Source organism: Micromonospora sp. LH3U1, from assembly GCF_028475105.1.
In the GTDB taxonomy this organism is placed as follows: Bacteria; Actinomycetota; Actinomycetes; order Mycobacteriales; family Micromonosporaceae; genus Micromonospora.
In genome coordinates, this window is record NZ_CP116936.1 from 1,069,761 (window position 1) to 1,088,418 (window position 18,658).

Annotated in this window: 16 protein-coding genes; 13 read left to right on the forward strand and 3 right to left on the reverse strand. The window is 71.6% G+C overall.

The genetic code is table 11. The annotated features are described in order from the left end of the window. Nucleotides 1-7 precede the first annotated feature (7 nt). Nucleotides 8-682, forward strand: coding sequence for a hypothetical protein (locus PCA76_RS04965; protein ID WP_272615606.1), 675 nt, complete (start codon nt 8-10; stop codon nt 680-682). A 2-nt stretch (nt 683-684) separates the two neighbouring features. Here PCA76_RS04965 and gabT read toward each other — a convergent pair whose 3' ends face one another. Then, nucleotides 685-1,974, reverse strand: a complete 1,290-nt coding sequence (gabT, locus tag PCA76_RS04970; RefSeq protein ID WP_272615608.1) for a 4-aminobutyrate--2-oxoglutarate transaminase — start codon at nt 1,972-1,974, stop codon at nt 685-687. 3 nt (nt 1,975-1,977) lie between these two features. After that, on the reverse strand, nt 1,978-3,414 hold the full coding sequence (locus PCA76_RS04975; RefSeq protein ID WP_272615610.1) for a gamma-aminobutyraldehyde dehydrogenase: 1,437 nt from the start codon (nt 3,412-3,414) through the stop codon (nt 1,978-1,980). Nucleotides 3,415-3,557: 143 nt separating this feature from the next. Between PCA76_RS04975 and PCA76_RS04980 the strand changes: the two genes are divergently transcribed. Then, a complete protein-coding gene (locus tag PCA76_RS04980; protein ID WP_272615611.1) occupies nt 3,558-4,997 on the forward strand; it encodes an aldehyde dehydrogenase family protein in 1,440 nt (479 codons plus the stop codon). 13 nt (nt 4,998-5,010) lie between these two features. On the opposite strand, the gene PCA76_RS04985 is transcribed toward PCA76_RS04980, so the two are convergent. After that, on the reverse strand, nt 5,011-6,252 hold the full coding sequence (locus PCA76_RS04985) for an SUKH-3 domain-containing protein (protein WP_272615613.1): 1,242 nt from the start codon (nt 6,250-6,252) through the stop codon (nt 5,011-5,013). A 78-nt stretch (nt 6,253-6,330) separates the two neighbouring features. On the opposite strand from PCA76_RS04985, the gene PCA76_RS04990 reads away from it, so the two are divergent. The 11 genes from PCA76_RS04990 (at nt 6,331) to PCA76_RS05040 (ending at nt 18,655) form a co-directional block, all read left to right on the forward strand. Continuing rightward, the gene (locus PCA76_RS04990) at nt 6,331-6,753 is read left to right on the forward strand and encodes a YbaB/EbfC family nucleoid-associated protein (RefSeq protein ID WP_272615614.1); all 423 of its coding nucleotides are present in this window, start codon (nt 6,331-6,333) and stop codon (nt 6,751-6,753) included. Further along, nucleotides 6,750-7,082: a hypothetical protein gene (locus PCA76_RS04995; protein WP_272615615.1), complete on the forward strand. Its 333-nt coding sequence runs from the start codon at nt 6,750-6,752 to the stop codon at nt 7,080-7,082. Before PCA76_RS04990 ends, PCA76_RS04995 begins: the two co-directional genes overlap by 4 nt. Before the next feature lie 15 nt (nt 7,083-7,097). Then, the gene (locus tag PCA76_RS05000; RefSeq protein ID WP_272615616.1) at nt 7,098-11,429 is read left to right on the forward strand and encodes a toxin glutamine deamidase domain-containing protein; all 4,332 of its coding nucleotides are present in this window, start codon (nt 7,098-7,100) and stop codon (nt 11,427-11,429) included. Continuing rightward, complete coding sequence (locus PCA76_RS05005; RefSeq protein WP_272615618.1) at nt 11,429-11,869, forward strand: hypothetical protein; 441 nt, start codon at nt 11,429-11,431, stop codon at nt 11,867-11,869. The genes PCA76_RS05000 and PCA76_RS05005 overlap by 1 nt, the downstream gene beginning before the upstream one ends. A gap of 40 nt (nt 11,870-11,909) precedes the next feature. Further along, the gene (locus PCA76_RS05010; protein ID WP_272615619.1) at nt 11,910-12,566 is read left to right on the forward strand and encodes a tetratricopeptide repeat protein; all 657 of its coding nucleotides are present in this window, start codon (nt 11,910-11,912) and stop codon (nt 12,564-12,566) included. 141 nt (nt 12,567-12,707) lie between these two features. Then, nucleotides 12,708-13,373 (forward strand): deoxyribonuclease V, encoded by a 666-nt coding sequence (gene nfi / locus PCA76_RS05015; RefSeq protein WP_272619195.1) that lies wholly within the window; start codon nt 12,708-12,710, stop codon nt 13,371-13,373. 250 nt (nt 13,374-13,623) lie between these two features. Further along, nucleotides 13,624-14,703, forward strand: coding sequence for a hypothetical protein (locus PCA76_RS05020; RefSeq protein ID WP_272615621.1), 1,080 nt, complete (start codon nt 13,624-13,626; stop codon nt 14,701-14,703). A 69-nt stretch (nt 14,704-14,772) separates the two neighbouring features. After that, nucleotides 14,773-16,158 (forward strand): phosphomannomutase/phosphoglucomutase, encoded by a 1,386-nt coding sequence (locus tag PCA76_RS05025; RefSeq protein WP_272615622.1) that lies wholly within the window; start codon nt 14,773-14,775, stop codon nt 16,156-16,158. A gap of 61 nt (nt 16,159-16,219) precedes the next feature. Beyond that, nucleotides 16,220-16,405 carry a Trm112 family protein gene (locus PCA76_RS05030; protein ID WP_030490836.1) on the forward strand — a complete coding sequence of 62 codons (186 nt, stop codon included), beginning with the start codon at nt 16,220-16,222 and terminating at the stop codon, nt 16,403-16,405. Next, complete coding sequence (locus tag PCA76_RS05035) at nt 16,402-17,598, forward strand: SIS domain-containing protein (protein WP_272615624.1); 1,197 nt, start codon at nt 16,402-16,404, stop codon at nt 17,596-17,598. The genes PCA76_RS05030 and PCA76_RS05035 overlap by 4 nt, the downstream gene beginning before the upstream one ends. A 67-nt stretch (nt 17,599-17,665) precedes the next feature. Further along, nucleotides 17,666-18,655: a cation diffusion facilitator family transporter gene (locus PCA76_RS05040; protein ID WP_272615626.1), complete on the forward strand. Its 990-nt coding sequence runs from the start codon at nt 17,666-17,668 to the stop codon at nt 18,653-18,655. The last annotated feature ends 3 nt before the right edge of the window (nt 18,656-18,658 follow it).

Here is an 18,658-nt window from a genome sequence, read left to right on the forward strand (position 1 = left end):
GACGGCGATGAGGGTGCAGCGCAGGCACGTGCTGGCGGCGACCGTGGCGGTGCTCGCCGCAGCGGGTGTGGCGGTGGGGACCAGCTTCGGGTTCGCTGACACCTCCCCGGCACGGTCGTCTGTCTGCTCCGGCTCCGTCACCTTCTCGGCGGAGGGCGGGGCGCCGGCGGCGACCAGCGACCGTTTCCCGGTGGGTACCCGGCTGCGGGTGACCAACCTCGACAACAATCGGGCGGCCACGGTGACGGTGACCGGCCCGTCGGGCAGTTGTGTGCTGCTCAACGCGGCGGCCATGGAGCTGGTCCGGGAGCCGGGGAAGAACGTGATCCGCCGCAACGTGGTGGAACGGCTGGACGGGGCGGCGCCGCCGGTCGCGCAGCCGGCCGCCGGTACGGTCCGTCCCGGCGTCGCGTCGCCTGGCGCACCCGGTCCGGCGCCGCGCTCGGCCTGCTCGGGGTCGATCACCTTCTTCGCTGAGGGTGGAGTGCCGGCGGCGACGAGCGGGCAGTTCCCGGTGGGCACGCGGCTGCGGGTGACCAACCTGGACAACAACCGGGCGACGACGGTGACGGTGAACGGCCCGTCGGGCAGTTGTGTGCTGCTCAACTCCGCGGCGATGGACCAGATCCGCGAGCCGGGCAAGAACCTGATCCGCCGCAACACCGTCGAGGTGCTGCGCTGACGTCAGGACCTCCCCGTCGTCCCGGCGAAGGCGGCGTCGAGGATGTCGGCGCCGCGGGTGAGGTGCGCGTCGGTGATCACCAGCGGTGGCAGGAAGCGCAGGACATTGCCGTACGTGCCGCAGGTCAGGGTGAGCAGACCAGCGGCGTGGCAGGCGGCGGAGATCGCCGCGGTGGCGACCGGGTCGGGGGTGAGCGTGCCCGGTCGCACCAGCTCCACGGCGAGCATCGCGCCCCGGCCGCGCACCTCGGCGACCCGGGGATCCCGCTCGGCGACGGCCCGTAGCCGGGGGACCAGCACGGACTCGATCCGCCGCGCCGCACCGACCAGGTCCAGCTCGTGCATGGTCTCGATGGTGGCCAGCGCGGCGGCGCAGGCGATCGGGTTGCCGCCGTACGTGCCACCGAGGCCGCCGACGTGCACCGCGTCCATCAGCTCGGCCCGGCCGGTCACCGCAGCCAGCGGCAGGCCACCGGCGATGCCCTTGGCCAGGGTCACCAGGTCGGGCTCGACCCCCTCGTGCTGGCAGGCGAACCAGTCGCCGGTACGGCAGAAACCCGTCTGGATCTCGTCGGCGACGAAGACCACCCCGGCCGCCGTCGCCCAGGCCCGCAGCGCCGGCAGGAAACCCGGCGCGGGTACGACGAAGCCGCCCTCGCCCTGGATCGGCTCGATGAGCAGTGCGGCGACGTTGTCCGCGCCCACCTGCTTCTCGATCATCTCGACTGCCCGTGCCGCCGCCTCCGCGCCGGGGAGCCCGCCGTCCCGCAGCGGGTACGACATCGGCACCCGGTAGATCTCCCCGGCGAACGGCCCGAACCGGTGCTTGTACGGCATGTTCTTCGCGGTCAACGCCATGGTCAGGTTGGTCCGGCCGTGGTACGCGTGGTCGAAGACCACCACGGCGGGCCGCCCGGTCGCGTGTCGGGCGATCTTGACGGCGTTCTCCACCGCCTCCGCGCCGGAGTTGAACAGCGCCGAGCGCTTCTCGAACCCGCCCGGCGTCAGCGCGTTCAGCTGCTCGCACACCGCCACGTACGACTCGTACGGCGCGACCATGAAGCAGGTGTGGGTGAACCGCTCGACCTGCGCCCGGACCGCCTCGACCACCCTTGGCGCCGAGTTGCCGACGCTGGTCACGGCGATGCCGGCGGCGAAGTCGATCCACTCCCGCCCGTCGACGTCGGTGAGCGTCCCGCCCGACGCGTGATCCACGTAGGACGGAATCACGCTGCCGACACCCCGGGCGACGGCACTGCCCCGCCGCTTGTGCAGCTCCTCCGACGACGCCATGGGTCAGCCCTCGATGTTGTGCATGACGTGCTTGAGCCGGGTGTAGTCCTCCAGGCTGTAGACCGACAGGTCCTTGCCGTGCCCGGAGTGCTTGAAGCCGCCGTGCGGCATCTCGGAGACGAACGGTATGTGCGTGTTGACCCAGACGCACCCGAAGTCCAGTCGCCGGGTCATCCGCATCGCCCGGCCGTGGTCCTTCGTCCAGACCGACGCCGACAGGCCGTAGTCGACGCCGTTGGCCCAGCGCACCGCCTCGTCCTCGTCGGTGAAGCGCTGCACGGTGATGACCGGGCCGAACACCTCGTCCTGGATGATCTCGTCGGCCTGGCGCAGCCCGGAGACCACGGTCGGCGCGTAGAAGTAGCCGCGCTCACCCTGTCGGGAGCCACCGGTCTGGATCGCCGCGTGGTCCGGCAGTCGGTCGACGAAGCCGCTGACCCGGGCGAGCTGGTTGGCGTTGTTCAGCGGACCGTAGAGCACGTCGGCGTCGTCCGGTGCGCCGGTCTTCGTGCCGCGGGCCTGCTCGGCGAGTGCCGCCACGAAGTCGTCGTGGATGCCCGGGCCGGCCAGCACCCGGGTGGCCGCGGTGCAGTCCTGCCCGGCGTTGAAGTAGCCACCCATCGCGATGGCCTCGGCCGCCGCCGCCACATCCGCGTCGTCGAAGATCACCACCGGGGCCTTCCCGCCCAACTCCAGGTGGGTCCGCTTCAGGTCGGGGGCCGCCGCGGCGGCGACCTCCATGCCCGCGCGGGTCGAGCCGGTGATCGACACCAGCTGCGGGGTCGGGTGCGACACGAGGGTACGACCGGTGTCCCGGTCGCCGCAGACCACGTTGAACACCCCGGGCGGGAAGAACTCGGCGGCGATCTCGGCGAGCAGCAGCGTCGACACCGGCGTGGTGTCCGACGGCTTGAGCACCACCGTGTTGCCCGCGGCGAGTGCCGGTGCGATCTTCCAGACCGCCATCATCAGCGGGTAGTTCCAGGGGGTGACCTGGGCACAGACGCCGATCGGCTCGCGCCGTACGTACGAGGTGTGCCCCGCCATGTACTCCCCGGCGGACCGCCCCTCCAACATCCGGGCGGCGCCGGCGAAGAACCGGAACTGGTCCACCGCCGGCGGCAGCTCCTCCTCGGCGGTGAGCTGGCGCGGCTTGCCGGTGTTGCGGACCTCGGCGTCGACCAGCTCGGCAGCACGCGCCTCCACGGCGTCGGCGAGCTTGAGCAGCGCCCTCTGCCGCTCGGCCGGGGTGACCTCCCGCCAGCTCTCGAAGGCGGTGGCGGCGGCACTCATCGCCGCGTCCACGTCGGCGGGGCCGGAGACCGGGGCCTGGGCGAACACCTCACCCGTGCAGGGGTCGACCAGGTCGGCGTAGCCGCCATCGGCCGGATCGACGTAGGAGCCGTTGACGAAGTTGCGCAGCTGCTGCTGGTCACTCATGACGAGATCACTCCGAGGGGGCCGGGGACGCGGTTCTGCGGCGGTTATCGCAATCTGTCTGCCATCTTCGCTACTGAATTCGCGGCAGACAAGGGTTCTGGCGACTGTTTCCGTCGGCTGCTCTCTCGTCTACGCTGCTCGACGTGGAGCCCGCAGCCTTCTTCGTCGCCTCCCGCCCCGCCACCGGCGAGGGGGAGTTGGCCGTCCACCACCCGTACGACGGGCGCCCGGTGGGGCGTACCACCCTCGCCACGCCCGACCAGGTCGAAGCCGCCATCGCCGCGGCGGCCGAGGTGGCCGCGCAGGCCGCGGCCCTGCCCGCGCACGCCCGCGCGGCGGCCCTGGACCACGTGTCCCGACGGCTCGCCGAGCGCGCCGAAGAGGTCGCCGCCCTGATCACCGCGGAGAACGGCAAGCCGCTCAAGTGGGCGCGGGCCGAGGTGGGGCGGGCGGTGTCGACCTTCCGGTGGGCCGCCGAGGAAGCCCGACGCTTCTCCGGTGAGTTGCAACGACTCGACACGGACCCGGCCGCCGGCGGTCGGATCGCGCTGGTCCGGAGGGTGCCGAGAGGGCCGGTGCTCGGCATCACGCCGTTCAACTTTCCGCTCAACCTCGTCGCCCACAAGGTGGCACCGGCCATCGCCGTCGGCGCGCCGATCATCGTCAAGCCCGCACCCGCGACGCCCCTGTCCGCGCTGCTGCTCGGCGAGCTGTTGGCCGAGACCGATCTTCCGGTCGGGATGTTCTCGGTGCTGCCGCTGCCCAACGACCGCGCCGCCGAGCTGGTCACCGACCCCCGGCTGCCGGTGGTGTCGTTCACCGGCTCCGGGCCGGTCGGCGCGGCCATCCGCCGCGAGGCGCCGGAGAAGCACGTGACGCTGGAGTTGGGCGGCAACGCGGCGGCCGTGATCTGCGCGGACTGGACGTCCGACGAGGACCTGGGCTTCGCCGCGCAGCGCATCGCGACGTTCGCCAACTACCAGGCCGGCCAGTCGTGCATCGCCGTCCAGCGGGTGTACGTGCACCACGCGCTCTACGCCGACTTTCTGCCCCGGCTGGTGGCGGCGGTGCGGGGGCTGCGTACCGGAGACCCCGCCTCGGAGCTGACGGACGTCGGGCCGATGGTGTCCGAGGACGCGGCCCGCCGGGTCGAGACGTGGGTGGCCGAGGCGGTCACCGCCGGTGCCACCGTCGAGGTGGGCGGCGAGCGCGACGGCGCGACGTACCCCCCGACCGTGCTCACCGGCGTGCCGGCCACGGCCAAGGTCCTCGCCGAGGAGGTCTTCGGGCCTGTGCTGGTGGTCGCCCCGGTCGCCGACGACCAGGCCGCGTTCACCGCGGTCAACGATTCGGCGTACGGATTGCAGGCCGGCGTGTTCACCCACCGCCTGGACGTCGCCTTCTCCGCCGCCCGCACACTCGAGGTGGGCGGGGTGATCGTCGGCGACGTGCCGTCCTACCGCGCCGACCAGATGCCGTACGGCGGGGTGAAGGGCAGTGGCGTCGGCCGGGAGGGGTTGCGCAGCGCGATGGACGACTACACCGAACCCCGGGTCATGGTGCTGACCGGCCTCGCCCTGTGAGCGGCTTCGTGCTCTAGTCGGCCTGCCAGGTGCCGTCGTCGCGAACCCTCGCGGGGGCGCGGCCGAGCAGCAGAGTCGTCAGCGCGGCGTCGATGGTGTCGCCGAGGAACCACTCACCGGCCTGGTCGAGCGCGAAGACCCGGCCGCGCTCGTCCACCGCCAGGATGCTGTCCTGCTGCTCGGTGCCGATCGGGAAGAGTCGCGCGCCGAGCACCGCGCCGAAGTCCGCGAGCGTGTCGGCGGTGTGCGCGATGGTGTGCGGGCGGATGTCGAAACGGGAGATCCACACCTGCTCGCCCCGGCCGCGGCGGGCACCGACCAGGCTGGGGAACGCGGTCAGCGCCTCCACGGCGGCGGGAAAGACCGTGTGCTGGTGGGTCAGCCCCGGCACCGCGGTGACATCCCGCACGGCTGCGGCGGCCATGATCTGGTCCCCGATGTGGGGATGCCACCCGGCCGCGACCAGAGCGTTGGCGACCTCCGCCGGGAAGCGTCCAGGATCGGGGTCGGGCTGCGCCGGCGCCCGCCAGGTTTCGGTGTAGGCCCGAGCCGACTCCGGCAGGACGTTGGCGCGCACCAGGAAGGTGATGCACGAGTCGCAGGGCAGCTCGGCGGGGCCACCAGCGGGATCACCCGGCTCACGGATCCGGACGATCTCGAACGGGGCGTCCTCCAGCAAGGCCGCTGCTTCGGCCCGACCCATCGGCGCGATGCCCTCGGCGGCCCGGCGGTGGTCGTATTCGTGCAGCACGTCGGAGACCACGATCAGCTCGGCGTGAGCTTCCCCGCCACGGACCAGATCGCCAGGGGGCAGCTGGTCCAGATAGGTGCGGACGAGCGGGTGATGGTTCAGCGGCACCCCGCCCTTCGCGCCCTGGGCCGTCCAGATTCGTCCGTCGATGGTCAGCTGCGCGGCGGTGTTCGGGGTAGCTGACCGATGGATTTCCCGGGCCAGCAGACTGGACGGATCGACAGTCCGGGGAGCGGTCGGCCCCGCGGGCTGGCTGCGCCGGTACAACTCGGCCACCACCGTGCTCGGCACCCGGGGCCAGGTGGTGACCTTGCCGGTCTGCTTGTCGATGACGCTCGTCGGGAGGTCGCCAGGGACCGTGCGTACCTCGGTGGGCACGACTGACGTGATGACGTAGCCGAGGTCGAACTCGTCGACCATCGGCGTGCACTCGTGGCCGAGGCGCTGCGAATCACGGCGAGCCCAGGTGGCCGCGAGCTGCTCGGCCTGTCGACGGTCGATCACGCACTGAAACTACCGGACTACACGAATCGATGGCGGCCGGTATGGTGCTGCTCTACCGACGGTGACGGGAGGGCGGCGGTGAGCGAACACGTGGACCGGGGCGCCAATCGTGAGCTAAGGGCCCGATTCGACGACGTGTACGGGCAATACCAGCAGCTCAGGTCCGGTTTGGACACCCTGCAGGCGCGGCTCGCCGAGCTGCGGGTGACCCGACGGTCGGCCGACGGGCAGGTGACGGCGACAGTGGGCGCCCAGGGCCAGTTGATCGAGGTCGAGCTGGCACCCGCCGTCTACCGGGACCGGGACGCCGGCGCGCTCAGCCGAAAAATCACCGAAACAGTCCGCACCGCCGCGACCGCCGCCGCCGACGCCACCCGCGACCTCGTCGCCGAGAGCATGCCGACCGGCTCCGGGTCGGTGGACTTCCTGCGTACTGGAGATTACGGCGCGCTGCTCGGCCGCGCCGATGCCGTGCTCGGCAGGGGCGAGGGGACGGCATGACCGACGGGCAGCTCTGGCTCGACCCGTCCCGGGCCCGCCGGGGCGGTGCCGACCTGGCACTCGCCGGCGAGGCCGTGACGGCCCGTCGGGCGGCGGAAGGCGGTGCGATCGAGGCCGCCAGCGGTGCCAGGCCATGGGGTCGTGACGACATCGGCGCCGCCTTCGAGCGTAACTACCGCGGGTTCGAGCAGACCGTGCTGCGGGCCTGGGCGGGCGTCGGGCACCGGCTCACCGAGCTGGGCGGCGACGTGGTTGGAGCCGTCGATGCGAGCGTGCAGACCGACGGGGCCAGCGCCGCCCGGTTCGGTCGGGCCGCCGACCAGCGCTGACGGCCGGCGATCCCGATGAGCGTGCTGCCGAGCCCGATTCCGCATCCACTCGACTACACACCCTGGGACGTGCCGGGCTGGATCTACAACGCCCTCGACTGGGTGGTCGGCGTGCAGTGGCCGGAGGGCAACGAGCGGGCCGTCTGGGACGTCGCCGACCAGTGGTACGCCGTCGCCTCCGTACTCGCCGGCCCACACGCTGATGCGGCTGCGGCCGCCGTCGAGGTGCACAGCGGGTACGGCGGCGTCGGTGCGGTCGACGCGGCGTTCGAGGCGGCCTGGCGGGGGATCGCCGAAGGCGCCGAGGCGCCGCTACCTGTGCTGCTCGCGGTCACCGCCGACCTTGGCCGGCTTGTCGAGGAGTGCGGCTGCGACATCGAGGGCGCCAAACTGGAAGTCTGGATCGAGCTGGGCATCCTGGTCGTCGAGCTGCTCTCGGTGGCGGTGGTGGCGGTGCTCACGGCCGGGGCCGCCACGCCGGCCGCCGGTGCGGCGATCACCGCGACCCGGTTGCTGGTCCAACAGATCTTCAAACGGCTGATGGGCCAACTGGCCAGCAAATCCCTCAAACACGGGCTCAAGGAGGCCGGCGAGCGAGCCGCCAAGGAGGTCGCGCGGGGTGGCGTGCGCGGGCTCGCCAAGCGCGCCGCCCGTGAAGGGGCGGAGGAGGCCGCCGAAGAAGCCGGGGTCACCCTGGCCACCCAGGCGTACCAGAACTCCACCGGGCGGGCGCACGGCCTGGACCTGACCGACCTCGGCGCGTCGGCGGTCGGCGGGCTCGCCGGCGGGGCCGTGGCACCGCTGGCCGGTCTGGGCCGGCACGCGACCGGGCGAGCGGCGCGAGTCGGGGAACATCTGGGGCGGGAGATGACCGGCGAGGTGCTCGCCGAGAGCGCCGCCAGCCTCGCCACCGGTCAGGGTATGACCTCGGTGGAGGACGTGGCACGCGCCGCCGCGTCCGGGGCCACCGGCTCGGCCACCGGCCAGACCGATCACGCGTTACGTGCCCGGCTCGACGCCCAGGCCAACGCCCTCACCGGGGCTCCACTCGCCGGCCCCTCCCTTCCTTCCGTGGCACCTCTCGCGGGCGATTCGGCGTCCTCTGCGTCTGCCTCTACCGGGGCTGCGTTCACGGCGGCTTCGCCTCCGGTGGCCGCGAGTGTGGCGGCAGCGGACGACGTGGTTCTGTCCCCGGTTGTTCCAATGCAGGCGGCGGCGGTCGCCACGTCGTCGCCGGACCAGGTGGTGGTGCTGCTGCCGCCCACCAACGACTCCAACGTGAACGGGCCGTCGCCGCTGCCGGTCGGCGCACTCTCCGACGCGGACGTTGCTGAGCGTTCGCTGCGTCCGTCCGAATCGATGCCGTCCACGGACGGGCCTCTCACAGAGCGGGCCGGCACAGCGCACCCGGTGGCCGCGGACCCGACGCTTCCCCCGGTGGCGGCCGACCCGACGCTCTCATCGGTGGCGGCCGACCCGACGCATTCGTCGGCGGGCACCGATCCGAGGCTCTCGTCGGTGGCGGCCGATCCGACGCTCTCGTCCGTGGCCGCACCCGTGGCCGGGACCCTCGAACCGACCAGTGGGCCGGCCACCGGTGTCACGCCGGGCCAGCACGCCGCCACCTCAGCCCCAACCGCCTGGTCTCCGTCGACTGCCACGCCAGCGCCGACGACCACCCCCGGGCCGACAGTGCCGGTCACGTTCGCCGCCCCGACCGCGACCAACGGCCCGCTGCCGGGCACCAACACTGCACCGGCGGTGGGCCGATACGCCGTGCCAGCGCGCGTCCCGACGCCGGAGACGCTCGCACCGGTACGAGCGCCGGCCCATCCGGCTCGGGGCAGGGCGTCGATCCCCGTCGACGTGGCGGCGTTCGGCGATCCGTCGGTGCCCACACCCGACACCGACGCCTGGTACGCGGCGCAGTGGGCCGCCGAGGCGGAAGCCGCCGAGCGGCGGCGCTACCAGGGCCACTACGAGTCGCAGCGGACCGGATTCGAGAACAGTCGCCGGCAGGCAGAGGCCGCTCGAATGCGCGCCCGGGCGGCGGAGCACGATCGCAGGGCCGTCGAATACTCCGCCTATGCCCGACAGTTGCACCAAGCCGGCCACCGGCAGTGGGCCGATGGCTGGCAGCGGGCCGCGAACGACGAGACACGCGCGTACGGCCAATGGCGTGACCTCGCAGACGCGGTGCTGGCCGGCACCACGGCGCCACTGGTCGTGGACATCGGCGCCGCCACCTTCGAACACGCCAACAGGGACGTGGGTGCACTCGCGCTCGGCGCGGTGGAGACCACCGGTCCATCCCGCCTCACCGGCGACGCCGATCCCCCGCCGATCGATGACTCCCGGCCGTACGGGCGGCCCGGAGGACTGCGCCCACCGCTCGCCCTGCACCAGGTCGACGTCGAACGGCAGATGCCCCGCGAGTCGGACGGCACCGTCACACGCACCGCCGACCCCCGACAGGGAGGCTGGTTCCGGCTCCTGAACGACGGAGGCCCCGCGGCCGACGCCACCCGGGGCATCAACTGCCTGGACTGCACGCTGTCGTTGTTCGAGACCTGGGTGCACGGGCGGCCCCGGGTGTCCGCGCCGCGTACCTTCGACGGCTACCTGGACGGCGACATCCAACGCCCCATCCGTGGTGAGGCAGGCGGCCCGGGCCGGGTCGAGGACGTGACCGGCGGGCGCTTCCAGCAACTCCTCGCCCCGCCGTCCGACCAGCGCCCGCACGCCGAGCAGGCGCGGCAGGCCGCCGATCGGGGCTTCCGCAACCTGCACGACCAGCTGCTGCTGGGAGGCCACGGCAGCTACGCGTTCCTGGTCACCGAGTGGCCACACGGCGGTTCGCACGCCTGGGTGGCGCTCAACCAGAACGGCACGGTGCTCTACGTCGACCCGCAGAACGGGGTGGTCCGGGACCGGCCGTTGTACCCCGACGTGGTCGGCATTGACGCGCTGGTGCTGAGCGGGGACGGCCGGCCGATGCCGCTCGGAGGGCTTCCCCGGGGCCGGTTCAGCGAGCGACCCGACCTGCCGGACCACCCGCCGACCGAGGACGACAGCGGCCACGGTGACCCGTACATCAACCGGATGTACCTGCTGCTGGACGGCCCCGGGTCGGCCCCGTCATCGCAGGACGCCGACCCCGCCGAGACCTCGTCCGGAGTTGCTCGGGACCAGCCCTCACCGAGTGGCGGCCCGGCACGCGTCGTCTCGGTGGCCGGCAGTCTGGACGAGATCTTCGCGGCCGGAGTGAGTCCCGTCGAGTTCGCGACGGCGATCGACCCACCTGCGCTCCGTCGGCTGGTACCGGATCTGGACGAGGCGTCGGCCCGCGATGTGGCGCGGCTGTTCGCCGACGTCCGGGTTCGCGACATGCTCGACCGAGCCCGGAGGGAGCCGCCCGCGAACGAGCCGGAACTGGCCGAGAGCCTGGCCCGGCAGTTGGTGCGGCATCCAGATTTGGCGCGCCTGATCCTGTCCACGCCCGAACTCGCGAACTCGCTGACCGCACGCCCGTTGACGCTGTATCACCTGGCCAGCCATCAGCAGGCCATTGATGTCCTCGCCGAGGTGCTCGACGACGTCGCCCAACAGGAGGCACTGGGACAGGGAGGGGCCCGCCGGCAAGTGCCTCAACCAGAGCCGACACTGCTCACCGACGAGCAGTTGAGGATCAGCGCAAGTATTCAGGTGCGCCGGGGACCGGTTGCGCAGGCAGGGTTCGACGGTGTTCGACGCGACGACGCCGCCTACCGGAGGTGCTACCTCGACAATCTTTACTCGGCGGCGCTAGAGGCGCAGGCCGATTTGAATCAGCTAGCAGTGTCCCTAGCCAATGTCGATGGTCTTCGCGTCGGAGAGCCCGGCTGGCGTCCTCAGCCGAAGGACCGACGGCGAGCTGAGGACAAGGTGAACAAGTATCAGGGCGATGCGTCGAAGTTGCTCGATCTCGCGGCCGCGAAGGTCGAGTTCCGCTGTCTCGACGATCTCTACGCCGCCCTCGGGCGAATACGTGACCACCCTGACGTCGTGATCGTGAGTTGCCAGGACCGGTTCATGTCTCCCGAAGACAGCGGCTACCGGGACGTGCAACTCGTACTGCGGACACGGAACGAACACCTCGCCGAGTTTCGTCTGCACCTGGCCGCGCTCGACGCGATCGCGGTCTGGGAGCATGCGTTGTATGAGGTGCGCCGCGATGTGGATGCCTTGGCCCGAATCGAGGGTCGAGCTTTGACGAGGCGCGAGGGAGCGATCGCAGATGGAATCCTCCGTCGCGAGCAACAGTTGTTTTGGCAGGCGCTGCAGTCGACCTACGAGGGGAACGCTTGATGGCCCAAATGCCAGGTCTGGTGCTCCCGTCTTACTACCTGTATTACCAGTCGCCGGTAAAGATCGTGGAGACGTCCGACGGCGGCGCCAGAGTATGGCGCGTTTCGATCGACACTGGCGGCTGGCAGGAGAAGAACGACCTGTTCAGCGAGATTGTCTTCGATATCGGGGGAGATGTATTTCGTCGTACCGCAGAGGACTTCGTTCAGGAGGTGGAGGCGTTCCGCGCTCATTATCTCAAGGGTGAAGGACCAATTTTCGCGCTCTACGAGACCGTGCGCTCGATTGAGCTTTTGGCGGACGCCGAGGCACGTCATGAGACACCACAGGAGCAGGCGCTCATTCGCGGCATTCGGCAGCGGACGTTCGTCATGTTCGAGGGGCAGCTCCGCGCGGACGGTGATCCTGGTGCGGACCCCGATATAGCGAAAGCGGAGTAGGCATGACCTGCGGATGCATAGACGGAAGGGTGGGTCAGTAATGACCGAAGGATTGGATGCTCGGTTGGTGCGGGCGCAGGAGCGTTACGAACTGGCGGTCTTCGGCGGCGACGCAAAGCCGCTGAACGAGGCCGAGCGGGATCTCGCAGCGTTGGACGCGGATGTGGCTCTGGCCCGGGGTCGGATCCTGCACGCCCGCTTCCTGGACACCGGGTTGGAGGACGCGGCGGAACTGCCGCTGTTTGAGCGGGCGGCCGGGCTCTACCGCGAACTGGGCGACGCCCGCGGTGAGGGCGAGTCGCTCTTCTGGGTGGGCACGGTTCACCAGGTCATCCGGCAGGACCAGGCGACCGCTGACCCGGCCTTTTCCCGGGCCCGGGAGTTGGCTACGGCAGCGGGGGACGAGCTGACTCTGTCGTACGTGTTGCGGCACCTCTGCTTCGGTGAGCAGGCCGCCGGGCGTGTTGACGCGGCGCGAGAGTTGCTGACGGAGTCGACCCGGCTGCGCCGGAAGCTGTCGTTTACTCCGGGGGTCGCGGCGAACCTGATCGGCCTGGCCGACCTAGCGGCGAGCGACGGGGATCGGGAGTCCGCCCGTGAGTTGCTCGACGAGGCGGCCGGGCTCGCGGCCGCCAGCGGCGCGAATGGGGTGGGCCGGTGGATCGAGGAGGCCCGGAAAGAGTTCAGCCTTGCCTGATCGTGGGTCGCCACAGTCGCGGGAAGCGAAGATCGACTCCGGTTTGGTGATATCGGGGCATCCGGGGCCGGGGATAGCCCGATATCCGTGAAACCGAGTGGATCATGGCGAGGGGCGGCGGCGGTGCCGGGTGGTGTGGTGGTGCCGGGCAGTGTTGCGGAGGCGGTGGCCGTACAGGAGGAGTTGCGGCCGTTGGTCGACCTGGTCGGGCCGGGGCCGAGTGCGCCCGCGACGGTGGCCGGCCTGGACGTCGCGTACGCCGAGGGCGGCGACCTGCTGGCGGCGGCCGTGACGGTCCTGGATGCCCGGACGTTGGCCGTGGTGGACTCCGCAGTCAGCGTGGGTCGGCCGGCGTTCGGCTACGTGCCGGGCCTGTTCGCCTTCCGTGAGTTGCCCGCGCTGCTCACCGCACTGGATCGCCTCACCACCCTCCCGGACCTGCTGGTCTGCGACGGGCACGGGCTGGCCCATCCGCGTCGGTTCGGGCTGGCCTGTCACCTCGGGGTGGTCACCGGGTTGCCCGCGATCGGGGTGGGGAAGACGCCGCTGGTCGGGACGTGGGATGCGCCGGCCGCCGAGCGGGGTGCCTGGTCGCCGTTGCGCGACGGCGGGGACGTCGTCGGCCGGGTGTTGCGAACACGGGACGGGGTGAAACCGGTCTTCGTCAGCGTTGGCCATCGGATGAGCCTGGAGAACGCGTCCGCGCAGGTGCTCGCGCTGAGTCCGCGCTACCGCCTGCCAGAGACCACCCGCACCGCCGACCGACTCTGCCGCGACGCCCTCGCCCGCGCGGAGCGAGCCGACTGATCGCGCGGAGCGAGCCCACTGATTGCCCGGAGCAGGCCGACTGATCACGCGGAGCAAGCCCACTGATCGCCCGGAGCAGGCCGACTGATCGCCCGGACAGCCTGGCCAATACACCTTCCGCAGCAGGTCGACGGGCCGGGCCGTAAACCGTAACGCCGCACACATCCGGGCCGCTCTATGACCGACGGGGTGGGTGGGCCGGTAGTAGCCTGACCCGCGAACCCCACCCGGGGAGGACGACGAGGTGATCATGACGGTGCGTCGACGCGCGGCACGGCTCGCGACGGTCTGCGGTCTGGTGGGCGGTCTGGTGATGCTTGGTGCGTCGCCGGCGCTGGCCGACGAGGACTCGGTCCGGGTGGGTGCGGCCAGCAGCTTCGCCGCCGGTGGCTCCCCGCAGGGGGTGAACGTCGCGGTGCGCAAGCGCACCGACGGGTGCGTCCTGTTGCGTACCGCGCTGGTTCTGAGCCTGGATAATCTCCAGCCGAACCAGGTGGCGGTCGAGGTCAACGCGGGTGGGCGCTGGTTCCCGGTGGCCCTCACCGGCGGTGCCGGCAGGGTGGGGACGGCGCAGACGTCACCGGCGAAGCCGACCCTGTGTAAGGGCAAGGGCATCACGGTGCGGTACCGGGTGGCGTTCGCTCCGGGTGCCCCGGGCGGCCGGCTCGTCGTCACCGGCGCTGGTGTCAGCGCGCTCGGTAAGGAGTTGGGTCGGGGCAGCGACTCGGCGAAGGTGACCGGCGCGCGGGTCACCCCGTCGCCGACTCTGACGCCGTCGAAGAAGCCGACGCCCACTCCAAGTCCGACCGAGGCCGCGACCGTCAACGACGCGGTGAATCCGGCGGCGCTGGGCGGCGTGTCCGCCGCGCCGAACACCACGGCAACCGCCGCCGAATCGTCCGGGGGTGGGTCGCCGGTGATGTTCTTCGGCATCGTGCTGGTGGCGATCGGGTTGCTCCTCATCGTGCTGCTGTTCCGGCGCTCGCGGCAGGATCGGAAGCCGTCCGACGAGCGGCCGGCCACTCTGCCGAGCAACCCCGGAGGCACCACCTACCGCGCCGGCGGTGGGTCGCCGGCCGTGTCGGGTCGCCCTGGTCAGGTGTACGGCCAGCAGCCGCCGGCCGCAGGCTGGGGTGCCGCCGTGCCGTCCCCGCGCCCTGCCGCCGGCGGGGTCTACGGTGCCCGGCCGGACGGTCCCGGTTCGGTCCCGGAGGCGGCGCAGCCGATGCCGGGGACACCCGGAGCCCGTCCGGGGCCTGGGAAGCTGCCAGGGGATCCACCTACCGACGGTGACGGTCACACTGTGTTCATGCCCCGGCTCCCCGGCTGAGCGGGGCTTGAGTCGGACCCTCCGTTAGGCTCAGGTTCGGTGTCTACCTGCGGCCAAGGAGTGGAACACGTGTCTGATCTGTCCCAGATTGTGAAGGCGTACGACGTCCGAGGGACGGTGCCGGACCAGTGGGACGAACGGGCCGCCGAGGCACTGGGAGCCGCATTCACCCAGCTGCTCAACTCCACCGACGAGCCGGGCGACGCGGTCGTCGTCGGGTACGACATGCGGGCCACCTCGCCCGGGCTGGCCGCCGCGTTCGCCGCCGGCGTACGGGCCGAGGGGCGCTCGGTCATCGAGATCGGGCTCGCCTCCACCGACCTGCTCTACTTCGCCTCCGGCTCGCTCGACCTGCCCGGTGCGATGTTCACCGCAAGCCACAACCCCGCGCAGTACAACGGCATCAAGATGTGCCGCTCCGGCGCCCGTCCAATCGGCCAGGAGAGCGGCCTGGCGGAGATCCGGGAGCGGGCCCAGGCCCTGCTGGACTCGGGCGAGACCCGTCCGGCCGGTGAGCCGACCCGGCCGGCCGAGCGGCGTGACCTGCTCCCCGACTACGCCGGTTACCTGCGCAAGCTGGTCGACCTCTCGGGCATCCGGCCGTTGAAGGTGGTCGTCGACGCCGGCAACGGGATGGGCGGCTTCACCGTTCCCACGGTGCTGGGCGACGCCGCCCTGTCGCCGCTGCCGCTGGAGATCGTGCCGCTCTACTTCGAGCTGGACGGCACCTTCCCCAACCACGAGGCCAACCCACTGGATCCGGCGAACCTGGTCGACCTCCAGCGCGCGGTGGTCGAGCACGGGGCCGACATCGGGTTGGCCTTCGACGGTGACGCGGACCGGTGCTTCGTGGTGGACGAGCGCGGCGAGCCGGTCTCGCCGTCGGCGATCACCGCGCTGGTCGCCGCGCGTGAGCTGGCCAAGCACCCGGGTTCCACGGTGATCCACGGCCTGATCACCTCCAGCGCGGTTGCGGAGATCATCCGCGAGCATGGTGGGAAGCCGGTCGTCGCCCGGGTCGGGCACTCCTTCATCAAGGCGGAGATGGCCCGGACCAATGCCGTCTTCGGCGGCGAGCACTCCGCGCACTACTACTTCCGGGACTTCTGGTTCGCCGACACCGGGATGCTCGCGGCGATGCACACCCTGGCCGCGCTGGGCGAGCAGTCGCTGCCGCTGTCCGTGCTGGCCGGCGAGTACGAGCGCTACATCGCCTCCGGCGAGATCAACTCGACGGTGGCCGACCAGGCGGGTGCGGTGGCCGAGGTGCGGGCCGCGTACCCCGACGCGGTGACCGACGAGATGGACGGGCTCACCCTGCGTTTCCCCGACGGCGCCTGGTTCAACCTGCGCGCCTCCAACACGGAGCCGCTGCTGCGGCTCAACGTCGAGGCGCCCACCCGAGATCGGATGGTCTCGCTCCGGGACGACGTGCTCGACCGCGTTCGCCGATAAGATCGCCTGCGCCGGTCGGCACCGCCGCCGGTCAAGCCGCACACGTGGAAGGAGCCGTGCCATGGCCCTGGATCCGCAGTTGCTCGAGATTCTCGCCTGTCCGGACACGCACCACGCCCCGCTCACCTACGACGCCGAGGCGCAGACGTTGACCTGCACGGAGTGCGGCCGGATCTTCGAGGTCCGCGACGACGTGCCGGTGCTGTTGCTCGACGAGGCGCGCGGCGGCCCCGGGCAGCCCTCATGATCGACGGTACGGCCGGGGTCAGCGGACGTCGGGACGCGGATGAGGCCCTGCTCGACAACCCCCAGGCGTTGGCCGAGCACGACCCGGGCGGCATGCTCCGGCACACGGCGTCGGCCGGTGCTCAGGTCCGGGAGAGTGCCGCGCTGGCCGCCGAGGCCAACCTGGCGGTGCTCGCCGACGACGGGCGGCCCCGAGCCGTCGTGATCGCCGGCATCGGCACCGCGGGGCGTACCGGGGACGTGCTGGCCACGGTCGCCGGGCCGCGCTGCCCGGTCCCGATCATCGGGCACCGCTCCGCTGGCGTACCCGGTTGGGTGGGCGCGGCCGACGTGGTGATCGCGGTGAGCGCGTCCGGTCGTAGCCCGGAGGCGCTCGGCGCCGCCGAGGCGGCGCACCGACGTGGTGCCCGACTGGTCGCCGTGGGTGCCCCCGACTCGCAGCTGCAGTCGATCGCCGAGCAGGCCCGGGCGCCGTTCATCCCGGTGCCCCGGCGAGCCCCGGCCCGGGCCAGCCTCTGGGCGCTCACCGTGCCGGTCCTGCTCGCCGCCCGTACCCTCGGGCTCGTGAAGGTCAACGAGGCGGATCTGGCGGAGACCGCGGCCCGGCTCGACGCGGATGCCGACCGCTGCCGGTCCGCCGCGGAGTCCTTCGTCAACCCGGCGAAGTCACTGGCCCTGGCCCTGGCCGGCTCGATCCCGATCGTCTGGGGCTCGTCACCGCTGGCCACCGTGGCCGCCCGCCGATTCGGCGACACACTGTCGGCCAATGCCCGCTACCCGGTGGTCACCGGAGCGCTCGGCGAGGCCGGCCGGGGCCGGGTCGGGCTGCTCGACGGCGTCTTCGGCGGCCTGGCTGAGGGGGAGCGGGACATCTTCGCCGACCCGGCCGAGGACGACGGCGAGGGCACGCGGCTGCGGCTGGTGCTGCTGCGCGACGGCGGGCTCAACGCCGAGGACGACACCGACGAGCCCTTCGCCGTCGAGGAGCGCCGCGCGGACGCGGTGCAGACCCTCGCCGAGCGCCGCGGCGTGCGGTGCGACGTGGTGACCGCCGAGGGCGGCTCGGCGCTGGAGCGGTTGGCCTCGCTGATCGCCGTACCGGATTTCGCCTCGGTCTACCTTGCGTTGGCCCATGGACTGGACCCGATGGCCGTACCGGCCATCACCGAAATGAAGGAGCTGTCGAACCAGTGAACGAACGCAATGGGCGGCGCGGCATGCGCGGACCGGTTGGCTTCGAACGGCGAAGCGGAGCGGTGGCATGAGCGCCAACGGTGGGACGAAGGCGATTGTCGCCGCTCTGCTGGCCAACGTCGGCATCGCCATCACCAAGTTCGTCGCGTTCCTGCTCTCCGGCTCGTCGTCGATGCTGGCCGAGGCTGTCCACTCGGTCGCCGACTCCGGTAACCAGGCCCTGTTGCTGCTCGGCGGCAAGCGGGCGAAGCGGGCGGCCACCCCGGAGCACCCGTTCGGGTACGGCCGTGAGCGCTACATCTACGCCTTCATCGTGTCCATCGTGCTGTTCAGCATCGGTGGCCTGTTCGCGCTGTACGAGGCCTACCACAAGTGGCATCACAAGGGGGGAATCGAGTCCTGGCAATGGCTGCCGATCGTCGTGCTGGTAGCGGCGATCATCATGGAGTCGTTCTCCTTCCGGACGGCCATCAAGGAGTCCAACCACGTCCGGGGCAACCAGTCCTGGGTGCGCTTCATCCGCCGGGCCAAGGCACCGGAGCTGCCGGTGGTGCTGCTGGAGGACTTCGGCGCGCTGGTCGGTCTGGTGTTCGCGCTGTTCGGCGTCACCATGACGCTGATCACCGGCAACGGCGAGTGGGACGCCGCCGGCACCGCGATGATCGGCGTGCTGCTGGTGATCATTGCGATCGTGCTGGCCATCGAGACGAAGAGCCTGCTGCTCGGTGAGGGCGCCGAGGCGTCCGAGCTGGCTGCCATCGAGCGGGCCGTGACCGACGGCCCCGAGGTGGAGCGGATCATCCACATGAAGACGCTCTACCTGGGCCCGGAAGAGCTGATGGTGGCCGCGAAGATCGGCGTGCCGGCGTGTGAGAGCGCCCACGACCTGGCCCGGGGCATCAACGCCGTGGAGGCGCGGATCCGCGCTGCGGTACCGACCGCCCGGGTGATCTACCTGGAGCCGGACATCTACAGCGTCGCCGCCGCCGAAGCCGGCACCGGCACCGCCGCTGACACCGCCGTCCCGCAGCCAGAGGCCGAGCGGTCCGGGGGCTGACTG

Coding starts and splice junctions, on each gene's coding strand:
- PCA76_RS04965 (WP_272615606.1), top strand. CDS start 8: ATGAGGGTGCAGCGCAGGCACGTGCTGGCGGCGACCGTGGCGGTGCTC.
- gabT (WP_272615608.1), bottom strand. CDS start 1,974: ATGGCGTCGTCGGAGGAGCTGCACAAGCGGCGGGGCAGTGCCGTCGCC.
- PCA76_RS04975 (WP_272615610.1), bottom strand. CDS start 3,414: ATGAGTGACCAGCAGCAGCTGCGCAACTTCGTCAACGGCTCCTACGTC.
- PCA76_RS04995 (WP_272615615.1), top strand. CDS start 6,750: ATGACCGACGGGCAGCTCTGGCTCGACCCGTCCCGGGCCCGCCGGGGC.
- PCA76_RS05000 (WP_272615616.1), top strand. CDS start 7,098: ATGAGCGTGCTGCCGAGCCCGATTCCGCATCCACTCGACTACACACCC.
- PCA76_RS05005 (WP_272615618.1), top strand. CDS start 11,429: ATGGCCCAAATGCCAGGTCTGGTGCTCCCGTCTTACTACCTGTATTAC.
- PCA76_RS05010 (WP_272615619.1), top strand. CDS start 11,910: ATGACCGAAGGATTGGATGCTCGGTTGGTGCGGGCGCAGGAGCGTTAC.
- PCA76_RS05020 (WP_272615621.1), top strand. CDS start 13,624: ATGACGGTGCGTCGACGCGCGGCACGGCTCGCGACGGTCTGCGGTCTG.
- PCA76_RS05030 (WP_030490836.1), top strand. CDS start 16,220: ATGGCCCTGGATCCGCAGTTGCTCGAGATTCTCGCCTGTCCGGACACG.
- PCA76_RS05035 (WP_272615624.1), top strand. CDS start 16,402: ATGATCGACGGTACGGCCGGGGTCAGCGGACGTCGGGACGCGGATGAG.
- PCA76_RS05040 (WP_272615626.1), top strand. CDS start 17,666: ATGAGCGCCAACGGTGGGACGAAGGCGATTGTCGCCGCTCTGCTGGCC.